Origin of the sequence: Blautia massiliensis (ex Durand et al. 2017), from assembly GCF_001487165.1 — a bacterium.
GTDB classification, from domain to species: domain Bacteria; phylum Bacillota; class Clostridia; order Lachnospirales; family Lachnospiraceae; genus Blautia_A; species Blautia_A fusiformis.
The window spans coordinates 2,283,900-2,302,280 of record NZ_LN913006.1 but is presented as its reverse complement, the minus strand read 5'-3'; the positions used below and the strand labels follow the sequence as shown (position 1 = coordinate 2,302,280).

Here is an 18,381-nt window from a genome sequence, read left to right as displayed (position 1 = left end):
ATGGCAAAGGCTTTATACATAGCGGAGAAGCCCAGCGTGGCACAGGAATTTGCGAAGGCTTTGAAGATCAACGGTCAGAGAAAAGACGGATATCTGGAATCTGATGATTCTGTGGTAACCTGGTGTGTAGGACATCTGGTTACCATGAGCTATCCCGAAAAATATGATATCAAGTTTAAAAGGTGGAGTTTTGATACCCTGCCTTTTTTGCCGCGCGAATTCAAATATGAAGTGATCCCCGGGGTCAAAAAGCAGTTCGAGATCGTAAAAGGACTGCTGAACCGGCCGGATGTGGATACCATTTATGTGTGTACCGACTCCGGACGTGAGGGTGAATATATCTACCGTCTGGTAGCCCAGATGGCAGGAGTAAAGGGAAAAGTCCAGAAACGTGTGTGGATCGATTCCCAGACAGAGGAAGAGATCTTAAGAGGGATCCGTGAAGCGAAGGACATCTCGGAGTATGATAATCTGGCAGCGTCTGCGTATCTCCGCGCAAAGGAAGATTATCTTATGGGAATCAATTTTTCCAGAGTTCTGACCCTGCGCTACGGAAGCAGTGTCACCAATTATCTCCATTCCAAATATCAGGCTATTGCAGTTGGGCGTGTGATGACCTGTGTTCTTGGCATGGTGGTGCGGAGAGAACGGGAGATCCGTGTCTTTGTGAAGACACCCTTCTATCGTGTCCTTGGCAGTATTGGACTTGCAGGCGAAAATTTTGACGGTGAATGGAGAGCTGTGGAAGGCAGCAGGTATTTCCAGTCCCCGTATCTTTATAAAGAAAACGGCTTCAGGAAAAAAGAGCATGCACAGATGCTGATCGATCAGCTGATGGTGAACCAGCCCCTTTCCTGTATTGTGGAAAAGGTGGAACGAAAAAAAGAAAACAAAAATCCGCCGCTTCTTTTTAACCTGGCGGAGCTTCAGAATGTGTGCTCAAAGCTGTTTAAGATCAGTCCGGACGAGACACTCCGGATCGTACAGGAGCTTTATGAGAAGAAGCTGGTGACTTATCCGAGAACGGATGCCAGAGTTCTTTCCACGGCAGTGGCCAAGGAGATATACAAGAATATATCCGGTCTTCGAAATTATCAGCAGGCCGGTGCTGCGGCGGCAGAGGTTTTGGGGATGGAATCCTGGAAAAGCATTGCAAAGACCAGATATGTGAATGACAAGCAGATCACAGACCATTATGCGATCATTCCTACCGGTCAGGGATTGAATGCACTGGGAAGCGTGTCTCTTACTGCGCAGCGTGTGTACGAGACTATTGTACGGAGATTTTTGTGTATTTTTTATCCGCCGGCCGTTTATCAGAAGGTGAGTCTTGTGACGAAACTGGACGGCGAGGCATTCTTTTCATCCTTTAAGGTTCTCAAAGAAGAAGGCTATCTGAAGATCGCCACGAATTCTTTTTCGCAGAAAAGGGCTTCAGACAGTGAGAAAAATAGAAATGGAGAGGAAGACGAGGTTTCCTGTGATACTGTGCTCCTGGAGGCGTTGCAGAAGCTGAAAAAGGGTGATATACTTCCTGTGAACGGTTTGAGTATCAAGGAGGGTGAGACTTCACCGCCCAAACGATACAATTCCGGTTCCATGATCCTTGCCATGGAAAATGCAGGACAGCTGATCGAGGATGAGGAGCTTCGAGCCCAGATCAAGGGAAGCGGGATCGGCACCAGTGCTACCCGTGCCGAGATCCTGAAGAAGCTTTTTAACATCAAATATCTGGCACTGAACAAAAAGACTCAGGTGATCACTCCAACGCTTCTTGGGGAAATGATCTTTGATGTGGTAAATTGTTCTATCCGGCAGCTTCTGAACCCGGAGCTTACGGCAAGCTGGGAAAAGGGGCTCACCTATGTGGCAGAGGGCAGCATCACGGAACAGGAATATATGGACAAGCTGGAGCATTTTGTGCGGGTACGTACCCGGCAGGTGGAGGCAAGCAATTATCAGTATAACCTGCGGCAGTTTTTTGATGCGGCCGCTGTAAACTACAGGAAGCCGGAGCGAGCTTCCGGACAGGGAGGAAAGAGATCATCATGATGAAAGATTTTACTATCAGCAATATGCTGGATCTGAATGAGACCATTGCAGCAGAGCTTTTTGAGGGAAAAACCTATCCGTGGGAGGTTCTTCCTGAAATCGGAGATTTCATTATTAAGCTTGGAAAAACACTGGATCCTTCTGAATATGAGGAGAAGGGCGAAAATGTATGGATCGCAAGATCCGCTACAGTTGCGCCGACTGCAAGTATCACCGGACCGGCTATCATTGGCAGAGACGCCGAGGTGCGCCACTGTGCATTTATCCGCGGCAAGGCTATCGTTGGTGAGGGCGCAGTTGTGGGAAATTCCACAGAGCTTAAGAATGCAGTGCTGTTTAACAAGGTTCAGGTTCCTCATTATAATTATGTTGGAGATGCTGTGCTGGGATATAAGTCCCACATGGGTGCCGGATCGATCTGTTCCAACGTAAAATCAGACAAGAAGCTGGTTGTCGTAAAAGACGGGGATGAAGAGATCGAAACCGGTCTTAAGAAATTCGGAGCGATGCTCGGAGATCATGTTGAAGTCGGATGCGGTTCTGTGCTGAATCCCGGTACTGTGATCGGACGGAATTCTAATATCTACCCGCTGTCACCGGTACGTGGATGTGTTCCTGCAGATTCCATTTATAAAAATGCAAAAGAGATCGTAAAGAAAAAATAAGAAACAGATTCTTCTGGACACGCATTTAGGCTGCACTTTTGAGAGAGTGCAGCTTTTTTTGATGGGGTGATGGATGCAACAGTATTGGTCGTGGAAGGATGAACCGACCGGGAGCGGGCGGGATTAAGATAAAAACAAAAGCTGTCGAAGTATGACCAGTCCTATAATATGGACTGGGTAAAACCAGTAAAAGAAATATTTTGCTGATTTTCCGCGGATGAAGCCTCTTTTTCCATTGTACAGGTTAATGGACAGAAAGGCAAAGGAGGCTCTCCATTCATAGTAAAGCCAGCAGCTTCCGAGGATTGCCTGGCCTGGTTTATCGTTTCGCATATAGTATATGATCAGCAGGAAGATATACCCCCGCCATCCATAGTCTGCTTTCAGAAAAATGGAAACAACAAGCAGTCCCAGGATGCAGAGAAGCTGCATCGAAGGTCTGGTCTGGAAATATTCGATGGCACAAAAGGCCAGATATCCGAGGAAAAGCGTAAAAAACACATTTTGTCTTTCGTAACGCAGCGTATTTGTAAACATCAGATTCCACGGAATTTCTGAGAGCAGCGCAAAAAGAAGGAGATTTCTTCCATAGAGGAACCTGCTCCGTGTATGCCGGAAGCCTTCCAGCAGGAGAAAACAGAAGATGGGAAAAGCAGCTCTTCCGATATCGCGGAAAATAAGATATACAGTATATTCTCTGCCGAAAAGTGTAAACAGGATTTTCTGTGCGGGCTGATACATACTGAGTAGCACAGCTCCGATATGATCGATCAGCATGGTGATGACCGCGATCATCTTCAGAGCGCTTCCGCTGAGAATGCGGTATTTTTCTGGAAAAACAGAATCCACAGATGCATTCATGAAAAATATACCTCCAAGGTTAAACTTGCTAATATATTATCACATACATACAGTAGTTGCCAGAAATATTTGACAGTTAGGCATGCAATACTGCCGGAATAACCACCAATATTATGCGTTTTATGGCAAAATTTTATCAAATATGACTGGACGAAACAAAGGTTTTGTGAGAAAATAGCGATAGGGTGTTATCGAACTTTTTTTCTCAATAACATCGGTCAATCTATACTTGAAAGGAGTTTTAAAATGATTTATTCACGCGAAGTAGAAGAAATGTGTCCAGTGGCACAGGGCGTACATCATGGTGCCGCTCCGATCCCGGAAGAAGCAAAATGGGTTCAGGCAAAAGAAGTAAAGGATATCTCCGGATTTACACACGGTGTTGGCTGGTGTGCTCCGCAGCAGGGTGCATGTAAGCTGTCCCTTAACGTTAAAGAGGGAATCATCCAGGAGGCACTTGTTGAGACAATCGGATGTTCAGGAATGACTCATTCTGCAGCTATGGCTTCTGAGATCCTTCCAGGACTTACCGTTATGGAGGCACTGAACACAGACCTTGTATGTGATGCAATCAATACAGCTATGAGAGAGCTTTTCCTTCAGATCGTTTACGGACGTTCCCAGTCTGCATTCTCCGAGGACGGACTTGCAGTAGGCGCTGGTCTTGAGGACCTTGGAAAAGGACTTCGTTCTCAGGTTGGTACAATGTATGGAACTCTGAAAAAAGGACCTCGTTACCTTGAGATGGCTGAGGGTTATGTTACAGGTATCGCTCTTGATGAGAACGATGAGATCATCGGATATCAGTTCGTAAGCCTTGGAAAAATGACTGACTTCATTAAGAAAGGTGATGACCCGAACACAGCATGGGAGAAAGCAAAAGGTCAGTACGGCCGTGTTGCAGATGCTGTTAAGATCATCGACCCAAGAAAAGAGTAATTACACTTCGTAAGGTAAAAATATCAGGAGGTTACAGGAAATGGCTTTATTTGAATCATATGAGAGACGAATTGACAAGATCAATTCTGTTTTAAACAGCTATGGAATCGCTTCTATCGAAGAAGCTGAGAAAATCACTAAAGACGCAGGACTGAACGTTTACGATCAGATCAAAGGCATTCAGCCGATCTGCTTCGAGAACGCTTGTTGGGCTTACACAGTAGGTGCAGCTATCGCGATCAAAAAAGGCTGCAGAAGAGCCGCTGACGCAGCAGCAGCTATCGGAGAAGGCCTTCAGGCTTTCTGTATCCCGGGATCCGTTGCAGACACACGTAAAGTAGGTCTTGGACATGGAAACCTTGGAAAGATGCTTCTTGAGGAAGAGACAGACTGCTTCTGCTTCCTTGCAGGACATGAGTCTTTCGCAGCAGCTGAGGGTGCGATCGGTATCGCAGAGAAAGCAAACAAGGTTCGTAAAAAACCTCTTCGTGTTATCCTGAACGGTCTTGGAAAAGATGCTGCTCAGATCATCTCCCGTATCAACGGCTTTACATATGTAGAGACAGAGTATGATCCATATAAGAACGAGGTTAAGGAAGTATTCCGTAAATCCTATTCTGAGGGACTTCGTGCAAAGGTTAACTGCTACGGCGCTAACAGCGTTCCGGAAGGTGTTGCGATCATGTGGAAAGAGGGCGTTGACGTTTCCATCACAGGAAACTCCACAAACCCGACTCGTTTCCAGCATCCGGTAGCAGGAACATACAAAAAAGAGTGCAACGAGAAAGGCAAAAAATACTTCTCCGTTGCTTCCGGCGGTGGTACAGGACGTACACTTCATCCGGACAACATGGCAGCAGGTCCTGCTTCCTACGGTATGACTGATACACTTGGACGTATGCATTCTGACGCTCAGTTCGCAGGATCTTCTTCCGTACCGGCTCACGTAGAGATGATGGGTCTTATCGGCGCTGGAAACAACCCGATGGTTGGTATGACAGTTGCTGTAGCTGTTTCCGTACAGGAAGCTGCTGACGCTGGCAAGTTCTGATTTCAGATAACGAAAAATAGTGGGAAAGGCTGTAAACCTTAGGGTTTATGGCCTTTTTCTTTTTGAATCGGAATAGAACAAAATATTTTCAAAAAGTGCGAAAAAACAGCAATAGCGAACACGTAGCTAACATTTTTGGGGAATTTATGAAATATTTTTTGGAGAAATTCATAAAATAAATCAAAGCGGCAGGGGAGATATTGAGAATATTTATGGAAGCGCTTGTGGATTATATTAAACCGGAATTGCTGATCACAGCGATCGCTTTGTATTTTATGGGGATCGCACTGAAGGAGGCTCAGGCTGTGAAGGACAAATATATTCCGCTGATATTGGGGTGTGCAGGAATCCTTATATGCGGAATTTATGTTTTTGCTACCTGTTCCTGTAAAAATGCACAGGATATTGCAATGGCAGTATTTACATCCACAACACAGGGAGTCCTGGTGGCGGGGCTTTCTACATATGTGAACCAGCTGATCAAACAGCTGGAAAAAGATGAATAATGGATTTTGTAAGGTAGTTTCAGATACATGCAGCAGCTGCAGGAATTTATGCGCCAGAAGAAAGCCTTTCAGAACAGGATGCAGGTAATTTGCGGAAATGCCATAATTGAGAGTAGGAGAAAATATATCATAAAAAGGAAGGATACATCATGCATGAGCAGATGCATCCTTCCTTTTTGAATTGGTTATTTATGCATTTTTCAGTGCCTGATCCAGATCCTTGATAATATCATTCACATTTTCGATACCAATGGAAAGACGGATCATTCCGGGAGAAACTCCTGCTTCAACCAGCTGCTCGTCGTTCATCTGACGGTGGGTATGGCTGGCTGGGTGAAGGACCATAGTGATGGAAGCAGCAACATGAGTTGCGATGGTGGCAAGCTTCAGACTGTCCATAAAACGGACTGCTGCATCACGGCCACCGGTCAGTTCAAAGGAGATAACGCCGCAGGTACGACCATCCTTCATATATTTCTGAGCCAGTGCGTGATATTTATCCTCCGGAAGTCCTGCATAATTTACATGAGAAACCTTTTCGTGTGCGTTCAGGTATTCTGCGATCTTCTGGGCATTGGAGCAATGGCGTTCAACACGCAGTGGAAGCGTTTCCAGGCCGAGGTTCAGAAGGAAGCAGTTCATCGGGGATGGAATAGAGCCCAGATCACGCATCAGCTGGGAAGTAGCCTTAGTGATGTAAGCTTTTTTTCCAAACTGCTTTGTATAGATGACGCCGTGATAGGATTCATCCGGCTCTGTCAGGCCGTGATATTTATGGCCGTAGGCATCCCAGTCGAAGTTACCGCTGTCGACAATGGCGCCGCCTACCTGAACGGCATGCCCGTCCATATATTTGGTGGTGGAGTGGGTAACGATATCTGCACCCCACTCGAAGGGACGGCAGTTTACCGGTGTGGCAAAGGTGTTATCCACAATAAGAGGCACGCCGTTCTGGTGTGCAACGTGTGCAAATTTCTCGATGTCCAGGACGACCAGAGCCGGATTGGCAATGGTTTCTGCAAAGAGAACCTTTGTATTTGGTTTAAATGCGGCAGCGATCTCTTCTTCTGTTGCATCGGTATCAACAAAGGTGCAGTCAATGCCAAGCTTCTTGAAGGTGACGGCAAGAAGGTTGAAGGTTCCTCCGTAAATGGTAGAAGCGGCAACAACGTGATCGCCTGCCTCGCAGATATTAAATACTGCGTAGAAGTTGGCTGCCTGTCCAGAAGAAGTCAGGATCGCAGCAACACCGCCTTCCAGATCTGCGATCTTTGCGGCTACGGCATCGTTGGTCGGATTCTGGAGACGGGTATAAAAATATCCGTCTGCCTTCAGATCAAATAACTGGCCCATTTCGTCGGTGGTGTCATATTTGTAAGTGGTGCTCTGATAGACAGGAAGTGCACAGGGCTCGCCCTTGGATGGGGTATAGCCGGAGTGGATACATTTAGTTTCTAAATTATAGTCGCTCATAGGGATAAGTCCTTTCTGCTGTGTTTTTCGTATGAATTTAACCGAATCAGGGAAGTTTGCTTGCGTTTCAGGGATTTCTGAGAGAAGCTTTGATCCTTACAGTTCGGTTAAATAAAGTATGAAAAAGGCATTTGTATATTTTTAATAAAACTACATATAAGTATAACTCTTTAGGTGTTGAAATACAATAATATTCTACATAAACTCTACTAGGGTATAAGGGAAATGAAATACTGCGTTCTGGTGCACATAATAAAACACTATATGATCAACGTTCAAAATAAGCATAGTAAGTCATTTTATAGATGCGAAAATGTGAGTGAATGCCGAAAAAATACTGTAAAACAAACAAAATATGTGAATGAAGTAACAAATAGTGAAAATCGCATAAAAACAAAATGGAAAATTTGTACAAAAAAGACATTGCGTTCACGTGCACAAAATGATAATATAACATCATCAAAAAGAACACAAAAACAGAAAACAATAAAAAATGAACGGAGGAATTTAAAATGTTAAGAGTAGGAGTTATCGGATGCGGCGGAATGGGAAGAGATCATATCAGAAGACTGACAGAGAAGATCCAGGGAGCAGAAGTAGTAGCTGTTTCCGATGTATTTGAGGAAAGTGCCAGGAAAGCAGCCGAGATCTGCGGAGCAAAAGTCTATGCAGACAGTAAGGAGCTCATCAATGCAGAGAACGTAGATGCAGTATTTATCGTATCTCCGGGCTTCGCACATGTAGATTCTCTTCTTCAGGCGATCGAGGCCGGCAAGAGGATTTTCTGTGAGAAACCATTATGTACAACTGCTGAGGACTGCCTGAAAGTAGTAAAGGCAGAGGAGGCAGCCGGCAAACATCTCATCCAGCTTGGATTTATGAGACGCTATGACAAGGGATATCAGCAGATCAAGGAAGCACTTGCAACCGGAGAATACGGCGAGCCGATGATCCTTCACTGTACACACAGAAATCCAGAGGTAGGTACCAATTACAATACACCAATGGCTGTGCACGATACCGCAATCCATGAGATCGATGTCCTTCACTGGCTTGTAGATGATGAGTATGAATCAGCACAGGTAGTAATGCCAAGAGTGACGAAATATTCCCACTCTGAGCTGAAGGATCCGCAGATCATGATGCTCCGTACTAAAAAAGGTGTATGCATTGATGTAGAAGTATTTGTAAACTGCAAGTTTGGATATGACATCAACTGTGAAGTTGTATGTGAGGACGGTGCACTGAAAATGGCACAGCCGGCTTATCCGTCTATCCGCAAGAATGCGGCAGTGTCCACTGCTATTGACACAGACTGCTTCGTAAGATTTAAAGACGCTTATGATAAAGAGGTTCAGGACTGGGTTGATAACGCAGAGGCAGGAGTGATCACAGGACCGAATGCATGGGATGGATACCTGGCAGCGATCACAGCAGATGCTCTTGTAAAAGCGCAGGAAACCGGACAGATCGAGAAAATCGTTTCAGCAGTTGAGAAGCCGGAATTTTATAAATAAATATATTTTACGAGCTCCACCTCATCAAGTGTGAGTTATCATACCAACTTATTGCTACAGACTTCCCAATGAGTCTGCGGCGGCAGTTACCGGCAGGATCCGATTCCGCTTCGGCTTTGTTGAAACTGCAGTGGAAAACCTGCCGGTGAGATTAACTGGGAAAATTGGCTGAAAAGTAAAAACATATGGAGGGTATTGAAGATGAAATTAGGATTTAATGAAGCAACTGCACTGGAATGTAAAGGACAGTCTCTTATGGCAGACCTGGAGATGTGCGAGAAATATGGTTTTGATTATATTGAGATCCGCTTTGACTGCGTAAAGGACTATCTCAAAGAGCATACACTGGAAGAACTTGCAGACTGGTTTAAGAATCATCATCTGAAACCATGGGCATACAACACTCTGATCTTCTTTAACCAGAGAGATGAGGCAGGGGAAAAAGAGATTGACGAAGAAGTTGATTTTATCCTGAAGGTTTCCAAAGCAATCGGAATGAAAATGCTGATCACCGTTCCAAGCTTTGATGTAAAAGACAAATCTGTCAGTGAGATCAAAGAAGAAGCAGTTGCACGTCTTCGTTATCTTTCCGATAAGGTTGGCGCGGATATGAAGATCTCCTTGGAGTTCTGTGGTGCACCGAACTGCTCCATCAATCAGTTTGGAACAGCCTATGATGTGGTAAAAGCAGTAGACAGAGATAATGTAGGCGTTACCGTGGATACCTTCCATTTCCATGAGATGTGCTCCCGCCTTGAGGACCTGAGAGCTGCTGATGGCAAGAAGATTTTTGCATACCATTTAAATGACTGTGAGGATCTTCCGCTTGGCTCCTGCGGAGACGACAAGAGACTGTGGCCGGGTGAGGGTGTTGTAGATCATGCAGGAATCGCAGCTGCACTGAAGGAGATCGGTTTTGATGGCGTTTGCACCATCGAAGAGTTCCGTCCGGAATACTATGCAATGAGCCATGAGGACAACGTGAAAAAGGCTGCGGAAGTTACCAGAGACTTTGTGCAGAAATATTTCGGATAATTCATTCAGAAAGGTCCGACCTTAAACCGATAGGAGGTAGATACTATGGCTGGTAAGGGAATCCCTGAATTGTTGAATTACAAGCAGAAGGGGAAAGACTTGAATGAATTCATCAAGGTTCCGTTGTCGGAAAAGCTGGCATACTGTTTTGGTGATCCGGCACTGACCTTGATGTATACCATGACTACAACTCTGCTGATCTATTTTTATACCAACGTTGTTGGAATATCAGCAGGTGCGGTAGGAATGATCATGCTTTTGTCCCGTGTTTTTGATGGATTTTCCGATGTGCTGATGGGAACTATTATCGACCGGACTCATTCCAAGTATGGAAAAGCCAGGATCTGGATCTTAAGACTTGCGGTTCCTTATGCGCTGGCAGCGGTGCTTTTGTTCACCATGCCGCCAATGGGAAATATGGGAAAAATCATCTATGCTTTTGTTACCTATAATATCATGAATACGGTTGTATACACTGCTATCAGCCAGCCATTCCATGCACTGGGATCTCTGATGAGCCGTGACCGTCGTGACCGTGATGTGATCTGTAACATCCGCATGGTATTGTCGATCACAGCAAGTATGATCATTACTGCGTTCACACTGCCGCTGATCAATATCGTAGCGAATATTACCGGCAATCAGCAGATGGCCTGGATCCTAGTAACTGCCGGCTATGCGATCATTTCTGTCGGTGTACTTGTGAATACTTATATGGTCTGTACAGAGCGTGTTTCTGCAGCAAAACAGGAAAAGGAAGATATTCCTTTTGTGGAAGCATTTAAAGCAACCGTTACCAACCGGTATTTCCTTATCGCTCTGGGGCTGATGATCTTTTATACCGCATATCAGATCATTATCGGAACGGACCTTACTTATTACTGCCAGTATGTACTCGGAAATGTAGACCTCGTCATGCCTCTTTCCGCAGCTGAGAAACTGGCAACTGTGGCAGGAATTGCCCTTTTGCCGAAGGTGCTTCCCCGCTATGGAAAAAGAAATCTCATCTGTGTCGGCTGCATCCTGGGCGTTGCAGGACAGCTTCTGTTCCTGATGAATATTACCAGTGTTTCGCTTGGTGTTGTAACCTGTATCATGAGAGGTATCGGAATCGCCCCATTCTATGGTGTGCAGTATTCTCTTCCAAGCGATGCTATTGAGTATGGCCAGTGGAAAACAGGCAAGCGTGTGGAGGGTCTGATGTTCTCATCTATGAGCATGGGTCAGAAAGCCGGTTCCGGACTGACTTCTGCTATTATGGGAGGAATTCTTTCGGCGGCATACTTTGACGGAACAAAGGCGACAGCGGCAGAGCAGTCTGCAGAGGCAATCAGCGTGATCAAGGGATTTTATCTGTATGTTCCGATAGCAATCTGGGTAGTGATGTTTGTGATCGCAGCATGCTACCAGCTGGACAAAGTTTATGACAAAATGATGCGTGAACTGATCCAGCGAGAATCGGGAGAGGAAAGCGTCTCTGTGCCGGGCGAGATTCAGTCCATGCCGTTACCGGAAGCTTCCGGAAACCGGATCAACGTGGCAATTGGAAGACTGTATGGCAGCAGTGGAAGAAAGATTGCCGAGGATGTTGCAAAAGCACTGGACTGCAAGGTTTATGATCGTCAGATCATCTGTCTTATGGCAGAAAAGTTCGGTATGGAAAAAGCAGATCTGGAAAGTGTAAGGCAGTATCTGGATTCCTACAATTATGAGGATTCTGAGCTTACATTTTCCCCGTATGGACATTCATCGGCAGGTGCGGCAGCAGATTATACAGGTGTTCAGATGTTTGAGGTGCAGAGCCGGATCATCCGTGAGCTTTCTGAGAGAAGACCAGGTGTATTCCTGGGAAGATGTGCCAACTATGTGCTTCGTGGAGAGCCACATGCATACAGCTTTTTCGTTTATGCAGATGATGCTTACCGGGAAAAAGAGGGCCAGGAATATTATAAAGGCCAGTCTCTTGGAGAACTGGAGAAACGTGATCAGATCCGAAATGAATACTATGAGAAGTTTACCGGAATCCGCAGAGACGATCCCCATTATTACGATATGGTGATCAATGTATCCAAAACAGGTGCAGCCGGAGCGGCCAGCCTGATCCTGGATTATATCCGGAATAAAGAAGAGGAAAAAGGAGGGAATGCATCATGAAGATCGCATTTGACGTAGATGTTCTTGCAAAACAGATGGATATCAACCGTATGGTCCATCAGGTGGCGGACTGGGGATATAAATATATTGAACAGTCTCCGCATCCGAGGATCAATCCGTTCTATAAGCATCCACTGTTTTCAAAAGAATGTGAACAGGAATACAGACAGGCTCTTAAAGAGACTGGCGTTGAGATTTCGTCCTTTATCGTGGTGTATCGCTGGTCTGGTCCGACGGAGGAACAGAGACAGTTTGCAGTTGCAAACTGGAAACGGATGATCCAGATCGCCGGAGATATGGGAGTGAAGGTTATCAATACAGAGCTTTCGGGTGATCCGAACCAGCAGGAGATCTGCAATGGAATGTGGTTTAGATCCATGGAGGAATTGCTTCCGCTGATCGAGCGTGAGGGTATCCGTGTGGAGATCCAGTCTCATCCTTATGATTTCTGTGAGCTGAATAATGAGACCTGTGATATGGTGAAATCCTTCCGTTCTCCAAATCTTGGTTATGTGTATTCTTCTCCTCACGGCTTCTTCTACGATGAGGGCAAAGGAGATGTGCGGTCCATGCTGAAATATGCGGGAGATGAACTGACCCATGTACTTTTTGCGGATACCTTTAACCAGACCATGGACTGCAGATACATTTTAAATCCGCCGTGGCTGAATGGCCGTGGAAAAGCGGATGTGACGGTGCATCAGCATCTTGCAATGGGTGAGGGTGATGTGGATTTTGATGGTATTTTTGAAACATTGAGAGAAATGGATTTTGCCAGCAAGCAGCTGAAACCGGATGCACCGAAAGCCGGCGGCGATAACATTGCCTGCGTTTCCATGTTTGGTTTTCCGGAAAAGATGGATAAGCAGGCACCGGAAGCAAGAGAGCGGATTGAGAGAGAACTGCTGGGGAAATGATCGGGTGATCGCGGCAGATCAGAAAGAAAACTGTAATAAATGAGTAGCTGACAGTACGCAGAACGGTGAATAAGACTGATAAAATAATGAATGTGTGCAGAAACACGGTTTCCAGGATGAAAGTTTCATTGTGGAAACCGTGTTTTTTGATGTCTTTCTTTACAAAAAAACTTTACATATATCAAACAACTGTCTTGTCACATGTAAAGGACTGTGGTATTATGTGTAAGATGTTTTGAAAAAAGTTACATGATAATAAAAAAGCAGATCAGAAGCATCTGCATAATAAAGACTAGTACAGCGAAAATTAAGTTTCTGCTATATTGATGCAGCAGATGAAAAATCAGACAAGTCAATATGGCGGTTACTTAATATTCGCTGTACTAGAAAGCAAAAGCAGGAACTCAAAAAAGAAATCCTGCAGGAAAGGTGAAAGATAATGACAGTTGCAGAAGAAATCCAGAAATTAAAAAAAGAAAAAGATGCCATCATCCTTGCACACTACTACGTGCGTCCCGAAGTACAGGATGTAGCTGACTATATAGGAGATTCCTTTTATCTCAGCAAGATCGCAGCCAGCGCGAAAGAGAAGACGATCGTGTTCTGTGGAGTAGGATTTATGGGAGAGAGTGCGAAGATCTTAAGTCCGGATAAAACTGTTCTGATGCCTGCCATGGATGCAGACTGTCCGATGGCTCATATGGCAACAGAAGAAGGCATCCGCAAGGTGCGAGAGGAATATGACGATGTGGCAGTTGTCTGTTACATTAATTCCACAGCAGCATTGAAGGAGCTTTCTGATGTATGTGTTACTTCCGCAAATGCAGTAAAGATCGTAAAAGCGCTTCCGAACAAAAACATCTTTTTTATCCCGGACAGAAATCTTGCACATTTTGTTGCAGAACAGGTTCCTGAGAAGAACTTTATTTATAACGAAGGTTTCTGTATTGTCCATGAATTTATGGATCCGGAAGAAGTAAAAGCAGCAAAAGAGGCGCACCCGGATGCACTGGTTCTGGCACATCCGGAATGTCCTCAGACAGTTCTGAAACAGGCTGATTACATCGGAAGCACATCTGGAATCATCAAATATGCACAGGAAAGTGACAATAAAGAGTTTATCATCTGCACAGAATGTGGCGTTCAGTACAAGCTGGAAACTACATGCCCGGATAAAAAATTCTACTTCACAGAAACCGTACCGGTCTGCAAAAACATGAAAAAAGTATTTCTGGAAAAAGTTCTCCACGTTCTGAAAACCGGGGAGAATGAGGTTCATGTAACAGACGAGACACGTGAAAACGCGAAGAGACCGCTGGAGCGGATGCTGGAACTGGCAAAATAAATAAAACACATTTGTATAAAAGATTTGTCTGAGTTGGCTGAAAAGAGAAATCAAGACAGAGAGGCGAAAAGCAATGAGAATTAAAACAGACGTAGTGATCGTGGGAACAGGTGTTGCAGGTATGTTCAGTGCCTTGAAGCTTCCGCGGGACAAAAAGATCGTGATCATCACAAAAGAGGATATGAGGAGCAGTGATTCTTTCCTGGCGCAGGGCGGGATCTGTGTGCTTCGTGATGAAAACGATTACGACAGCTATTTTGAAGACACCATGAAGGCAGGACATTACGAAAACAGAAAAGAGTCGGTAGACATTATGATCCGAGGCTCCAGAGACATCATTAATGACCTTGTCGGATATGGCGTGGATTTCAAGATGGATGGAGATGATTTTGCTTATACAAGAGAAGGTGCACATTCCAGACCGAGGATCCTTTATCATGAGGATATCACAGGAAAAGAAATTTCCGAAAAACTGCTCCAGCAGGTTCTGAAGCTTGAAAATGTAACAATTCTGGAATATACTACCATGCAGGATATTCTTGTGGAAAATGGCAAATGTACAGGTCTGAAGGCAGTTTCCGCAGAAGCAAACAGGGCACGTCTTGAAGCTATGGAAGCCGGAAAAGCAGTGAAAAGCCAGGAAGAGATCCAGCCTGGCGGAGAAATCCCGGTAGAGATTTATGCACAGGATACGATCCTGGCCAGCGGCGGGATCGGAGGAAGATATGCGCATTCCACCAACTATCCGCATCTCACAGGGGATGCTCTTGATATTGCAAAAAAACACAATGTGCGTCTGGAACATCTGGATTATGTGCAGATCCATCCGACAACGCTGTATTCCAAGAAACCGGGCCGCAGATTCCTGATCTCGGAATCGGTCCGCGGAGAAGGTGCAGTGCTTTATAACAGCAAAAAAGAGCGTTTTGTCAATGAACTTCTTCCAAGAGATGTAGTAACAAATGCGATCCGGGAAGAAATGAAAAAAGAAGGAACAGACCATGTATGGCTTTCCATGGAAAATATTGATAAAGATACGATCCTGAATCATTTTCCGAATATTTATCAGAGGTGTCTGGAAGAAGGCTATGATGTGACAAAAGAATGCATCCCTGTTGTTCCTGCTCAGCATTATTTCATGGGCGGTATCTGGGTGGATTCTGACAGCAAGACCAGCATGGACCAGCTTTATGCAGTGGGAGAAACCAGCTGCAACGGTGTACATGGCGCGAACAGACTGGCAAGTAATTCCCTGCTGGAGAGCCTTGTATTTGCAAAACGTGCAGCCAAAGCAATCTCAGCAGAAAAGAAAAGTGCTGCAGGTGCGGCATAAATGCAGTCGGAATATAAATATCCGTATTATGAAAGACAGGAGCAGCCTTGCTTTGGAGAACAGGGCTGCTGTGATAATTAAGAAAGAGCAGGTATTGTAAAATGAATAAGATCACAATGACACTTCAGGTAGATCACCTGATCCTGGAGGCTTTAAAGGAAGATATTTCAAGCGAAGACGTTACCACAAACTCTGTTATGAAAGAAGCAGTTCCGGGAGAGGTAGATCTGATCTGTAAAGAGGATGGAATCATTGCGGGACTGGAAATCTTCAGCCGTGTATTTACGCTTCTGGATGCTGACACAAAAGTGGAGCTGTTCTGCAAGGATGGCGATGAAGTAAAAAAAGGTCAGAAAATGGGAAAAGTTACAGGAGATATCCGGGTGCTTCTTTCCGGCGAGCGTGTGGCGCTGAATTATCTTCAGAGAATGAGCGGGATCGCAACCTATACACATTCGGTTGCGTCACTTCTTGAAGGAACAGGGATCACATTGCTGGATACCAGAAAAACGACGCCGAATATGCGTATTTTTGAGAAATATGCTGTTCGTGTAGGCGGCGGACAGAACCACAGATATAATCTTTCAGATGGAGTCCTTCTGAAAGACAATCACATCGGAGCAGCAGGAAGCGTTGCGAATGCTGTAAAAATGGCGCAGGAGTACGCTCCTTTTGTCCGCAAGATCGAAGTTGAGGTAGAAACTCTTGATCAGGTAAAAGAAGCTGTTGAGGCCGGCGCAGATATCATCATGCTTGATAACATGACTCCGGAGATGATGAAAGAGGCGGTGCAGCTGATCGATGGAAGAGCAAAAACTGAATGTTCTGGAAATGTTACAAAAGAAAACATTGCAAAGATCAGGGATGTTGGTGTAGACTATGTATCAAGTGGTGCATTAACGCATTCTGCACCGATCCTTGATATTTCGCTTAAGAATCTTCATCCGCTTTCCTGAAAAATGCAGGATTTTACAGAATACCGAGTGCTGTGACAGGAAATACCCCGAATATCAGAAAAGAAGCGTGAATTGCCGGAAGCAGAGGCATAGCAGGTGATGTCGGGCCGGGTTGGAGAGATCGCGAGAATGAAGGAGAGAGGTATCGGAATAAAAAGTACAGGCACAGCCAGGAAAGGGGAACTTAAATGACTGGTTCAGAACGCAGGACAGCGATCATGGATCAAATTAAAAACAGTGAACGGCCGGTCTCAGGAAGTGCTCTGGCCAGAACATTTCAGGTCAGCAGACAGGTGATAGTGCAGGATATTGCGCTGATACGCGCGGAGGGGAATGACGTGATCTCCACCAATAGAGGATATATTTTTACTGCTCCCCATACTGTGAGCCGGATATTCAAGGTGCATCATACAGATGCGGATCTGGAAAACGAGCTCTGCGGGATTGTGGATCTTGGCGGAAAAGTGATCAATGTAATGGTGAATCACAGAGTTTACGGGCATATCGAGGCAGAACTGAATATCAGCTCCAGGCGCCAGGTTGAGAATTTTATGGAGGATATCCGAAACGGCAAGTCCAGTCCTCTGAAGAATATCACATCGGATTATCATTATCATAAAGTAGAAGCAGAATCCGAGGAAATCCTGGATATGATCCAGGATATGCTGAAACGGCGAGGATTTCTGATCGAAGCAGAATAGTAGAAGTCAGATATAAAAAGAAAAGATATACAGAATGAGAAAATTCTGTTAATATGAAAATATAGTGATCACGAAAATAGGAGAAGGAATCCTGCATGGCAGGGTTCCTTCTTGCACCCTGCGGAAATGTGCACCTTGTGGAAATGTGCAGACAGGGAAAACAGGATGCAGATATGAGGGTGAGAAAAAATACGGCTTGATATGCATGGAGGGGGAAATGGATTATCAGAGTATGTTTACATTTATGCTGGAGATGGCAGGAACTATTGCGTTTGCTGCTTCCGGAGCTATGGTGGGGGCGCAGAGAGGAATGGATATTTTCGGGGTCTGCGTTCTTGGAGTGGTGACTGCAGTGGGCGGAGGAGCTACCAGGGATATTATCCTGGGAATCGTGCCGCCGGGAATGTTTCAGGATCCGCTGTATACCATTGTGGCAACCGTGACGTCCTGTATTGTTTTTGCAGTGATGTACTGGAAGCAGGAGCTGCTGGAAGGCGGGAACCGGCTGGTCTATGATAAGGTGATGCTGGTGATGGATACGGTTGGCCTTGGTGTGTTTACTGTCATGGGGGTTGATAAGGGGATTTCCCAGGGGTATATGGAAAGAACATTTTTTCTTGTATTTCTTGGGACTGTCACAGGAGTTGGAGGCGGCCTGATCCGTGATATGATGGCAGGAGTACCGCCATATATTTTTGTGCGCCATATTTATGCCTGTGCGTCTATTGTAGGGGCCATTGCCTGTGTTTGGATATACAGGCTGTGGGGCGGAGTGCCGGCCATGGTGATCGGAACGGTAGTAGTGATCCTGATCCGGTACCTAGCGGCACATTACCGGTGGAATCTGCCGAGACTGAGAAGAGAATAAAAAAAGAT

Annotated in this window: 16 protein-coding genes; 14 read left to right on the top strand and 2 right to left on the bottom strand. The window is 45.3% G+C overall.

From position 1 onward, the window contains the following. Entirely contained in the window at positions 1-2,052 is a 2,052-nt protein-coding gene (locus tag BN3261_RS11550) for a DNA topoisomerase (protein WP_059086309.1), read from the top strand. Continuing rightward, entirely contained in the window at positions 2,049-2,717 is a 669-nt protein-coding gene (locus tag BN3261_RS11545; RefSeq protein ID WP_059086308.1) for an LbetaH domain-containing protein, read from the top strand. The genes BN3261_RS11550 and BN3261_RS11545 overlap by 4 nt, the downstream gene beginning before the upstream one ends. Positions 2,718-2,840: 123 nt before the next feature. Here the strand turns inward: BN3261_RS11545 and BN3261_RS11540 are convergent, their stop codons facing one another. Then, positions 2,841-3,578, bottom strand: coding sequence for a TraX family protein (locus tag BN3261_RS11540; RefSeq protein WP_021651110.1), 738 nt, complete (start codon positions 3,576-3,578; stop codon positions 2,841-2,843). Positions 3,579-3,824: 246 nt separating this feature from the next. On the opposite strand from BN3261_RS11540, the gene BN3261_RS11535 reads away from it, so the two are divergent. The 3 genes from BN3261_RS11535 to BN3261_RS11525 all read left to right on the top strand — a co-directional run bounded on the left by BN3261_RS11535 (position 3,825) and on the right by BN3261_RS11525 (position 6,074). After that, entirely contained in the window at positions 3,825-4,517 is a 693-nt protein-coding gene (locus tag BN3261_RS11535) for an iron-sulfur cluster assembly scaffold protein (protein WP_015525726.1), read from the top strand. A gap of 40 nt (positions 4,518-4,557) precedes the next feature. Beyond that, positions 4,558-5,568, top strand: coding sequence for a GGGtGRT protein (locus BN3261_RS11530; protein WP_015525727.1), 1,011 nt, complete (start codon positions 4,558-4,560; stop codon positions 5,566-5,568). 212 nt (positions 5,569-5,780) lie between these two features. Continuing rightward, the gene (locus BN3261_RS11525) at positions 5,781-6,074 is read left to right on the top strand and encodes a phage holin family protein (protein WP_059086307.1); all 294 of its coding nucleotides are present in this window, start codon (positions 5,781-5,783) and stop codon (positions 6,072-6,074) included. A 189-nt stretch (positions 6,075-6,263) separates the two neighbouring features. Here BN3261_RS11525 and BN3261_RS11520 read toward each other — a convergent pair whose 3' ends face one another. Further along, the gene (locus BN3261_RS11520) at positions 6,264-7,547 is read right to left on the bottom strand and encodes an O-acetylhomoserine aminocarboxypropyltransferase/cysteine synthase family protein (protein WP_059086306.1); all 1,284 of its coding nucleotides are present in this window, start codon (positions 7,545-7,547) and stop codon (positions 6,264-6,266) included. A 512-nt stretch (positions 7,548-8,059) separates the two neighbouring features. Here BN3261_RS11520 and BN3261_RS11515 point away from each other — a divergent pair. From BN3261_RS11515 to BN3261_RS11475, 9 genes are all read left to right on the top strand, one after another. Then, positions 8,060-9,064, top strand: coding sequence for a Gfo/Idh/MocA family protein (locus tag BN3261_RS11515; protein ID WP_059086305.1), 1,005 nt, complete (start codon positions 8,060-8,062; stop codon positions 9,062-9,064). 201 nt (positions 9,065-9,265) lie between these two features. Continuing rightward, on the top strand, positions 9,266-10,099 hold the full coding sequence (locus BN3261_RS11510) for a sugar phosphate isomerase/epimerase family protein (RefSeq protein WP_021651116.1): 834 nt from the start codon (positions 9,266-9,268) through the stop codon (positions 10,097-10,099). 45 nt (positions 10,100-10,144) lie between these two features. Further along, complete coding sequence (locus BN3261_RS11505) at positions 10,145-12,253, top strand: cytidylate kinase family protein (protein ID WP_059086304.1); 2,109 nt, start codon at positions 10,145-10,147, stop codon at positions 12,251-12,253. Beyond that, entirely contained in the window at positions 12,250-13,170 is a 921-nt protein-coding gene (locus BN3261_RS11500) for a sugar phosphate isomerase/epimerase family protein (protein WP_015525733.1), read from the top strand. The genes BN3261_RS11505 and BN3261_RS11500 overlap by 4 nt, the downstream gene beginning before the upstream one ends. Before the next feature lie 439 nt (positions 13,171-13,609). Then, on the top strand, positions 13,610-14,515 hold the full coding sequence (gene nadA / locus BN3261_RS11495; RefSeq protein ID WP_059086303.1) for a quinolinate synthase NadA: 906 nt from the start codon (positions 13,610-13,612) through the stop codon (positions 14,513-14,515). A 73-nt stretch (positions 14,516-14,588) separates the two neighbouring features. Beyond that, positions 14,589-15,848: an FAD-binding protein gene (locus tag BN3261_RS11490; RefSeq protein ID WP_059086302.1), complete on the top strand. Its 1,260-nt coding sequence runs from the start codon at positions 14,589-14,591 to the stop codon at positions 15,846-15,848. Between the two features lie 101 nt (positions 15,849-15,949). Next, positions 15,950-16,804, top strand: coding sequence for a carboxylating nicotinate-nucleotide diphosphorylase (nadC, locus tag BN3261_RS11485; RefSeq protein ID WP_059086301.1), 855 nt, complete (start codon positions 15,950-15,952; stop codon positions 16,802-16,804). 188 nt (positions 16,805-16,992) lie between these two features. Continuing rightward, positions 16,993-17,505, top strand: a complete 513-nt coding sequence (locus BN3261_RS11480; protein WP_059086300.1) for a transcription repressor NadR — start codon at positions 16,993-16,995, stop codon at positions 17,503-17,505. 217 nt (positions 17,506-17,722) lie between these two features. After that, positions 17,723-18,373, top strand: a complete 651-nt coding sequence (locus BN3261_RS11475; protein ID WP_022426741.1) for a trimeric intracellular cation channel family protein — start codon at positions 17,723-17,725, stop codon at positions 18,371-18,373. Positions 18,374-18,381 lie beyond the last annotated feature (8 nt).

What these genes read in the sequence shown, in the direction of transcription:
- BN3261_RS11550 (WP_059086309.1), top strand. Translation starts at nt 1, where the DNA reads ATGGCAAAGGCTTTATACATAGCGGAGAAGCCCAGCGTGGCACAGGAA.
- BN3261_RS11545 (WP_059086308.1), top strand. Translation starts at nt 2,049, where the DNA reads ATGATGAAAGATTTTACTATCAGCAATATGCTGGATCTGAATGAGACC.
- BN3261_RS11540 (WP_021651110.1), bottom strand. Translation starts at nt 3,578, where the DNA reads ATGAATGCATCTGTGGATTCTGTTTTTCCAGAAAAATACCGCATTCTC.
- BN3261_RS11535 (WP_015525726.1), top strand. Translation starts at nt 3,825, where the DNA reads ATGATTTATTCACGCGAAGTAGAAGAAATGTGTCCAGTGGCACAGGGC.
- BN3261_RS11530 (WP_015525727.1), top strand. Translation starts at nt 4,558, where the DNA reads ATGGCTTTATTTGAATCATATGAGAGACGAATTGACAAGATCAATTCT.
- BN3261_RS11525 (WP_059086307.1), top strand. Translation starts at nt 5,781, where the DNA reads ATGGAAGCGCTTGTGGATTATATTAAACCGGAATTGCTGATCACAGCG.
- BN3261_RS11520 (WP_059086306.1), bottom strand. Translation starts at nt 7,547, where the DNA reads ATGAGCGACTATAATTTAGAAACTAAATGTATCCACTCCGGCTATACC.
- BN3261_RS11515 (WP_059086305.1), top strand. Translation starts at nt 8,060, where the DNA reads ATGTTAAGAGTAGGAGTTATCGGATGCGGCGGAATGGGAAGAGATCAT.
- BN3261_RS11510 (WP_021651116.1), top strand. Translation starts at nt 9,266, where the DNA reads ATGAAATTAGGATTTAATGAAGCAACTGCACTGGAATGTAAAGGACAG.
- BN3261_RS11505 (WP_059086304.1), top strand. Translation starts at nt 10,145, where the DNA reads ATGGCTGGTAAGGGAATCCCTGAATTGTTGAATTACAAGCAGAAGGGG.
- BN3261_RS11500 (WP_015525733.1), top strand. Translation starts at nt 12,250, where the DNA reads ATGAAGATCGCATTTGACGTAGATGTTCTTGCAAAACAGATGGATATC.
- nadA (WP_059086303.1), top strand. Translation starts at nt 13,610, where the DNA reads ATGACAGTTGCAGAAGAAATCCAGAAATTAAAAAAAGAAAAAGATGCC.
- BN3261_RS11490 (WP_059086302.1), top strand. Translation starts at nt 14,589, where the DNA reads ATGAGAATTAAAACAGACGTAGTGATCGTGGGAACAGGTGTTGCAGGT.
- nadC (WP_059086301.1), top strand. Translation starts at nt 15,950, where the DNA reads ATGAATAAGATCACAATGACACTTCAGGTAGATCACCTGATCCTGGAG.
- BN3261_RS11480 (WP_059086300.1), top strand. Translation starts at nt 16,993, where the DNA reads ATGACTGGTTCAGAACGCAGGACAGCGATCATGGATCAAATTAAAAAC.
- BN3261_RS11475 (WP_022426741.1), top strand. Translation starts at nt 17,723, where the DNA reads ATGGATTATCAGAGTATGTTTACATTTATGCTGGAGATGGCAGGAACT.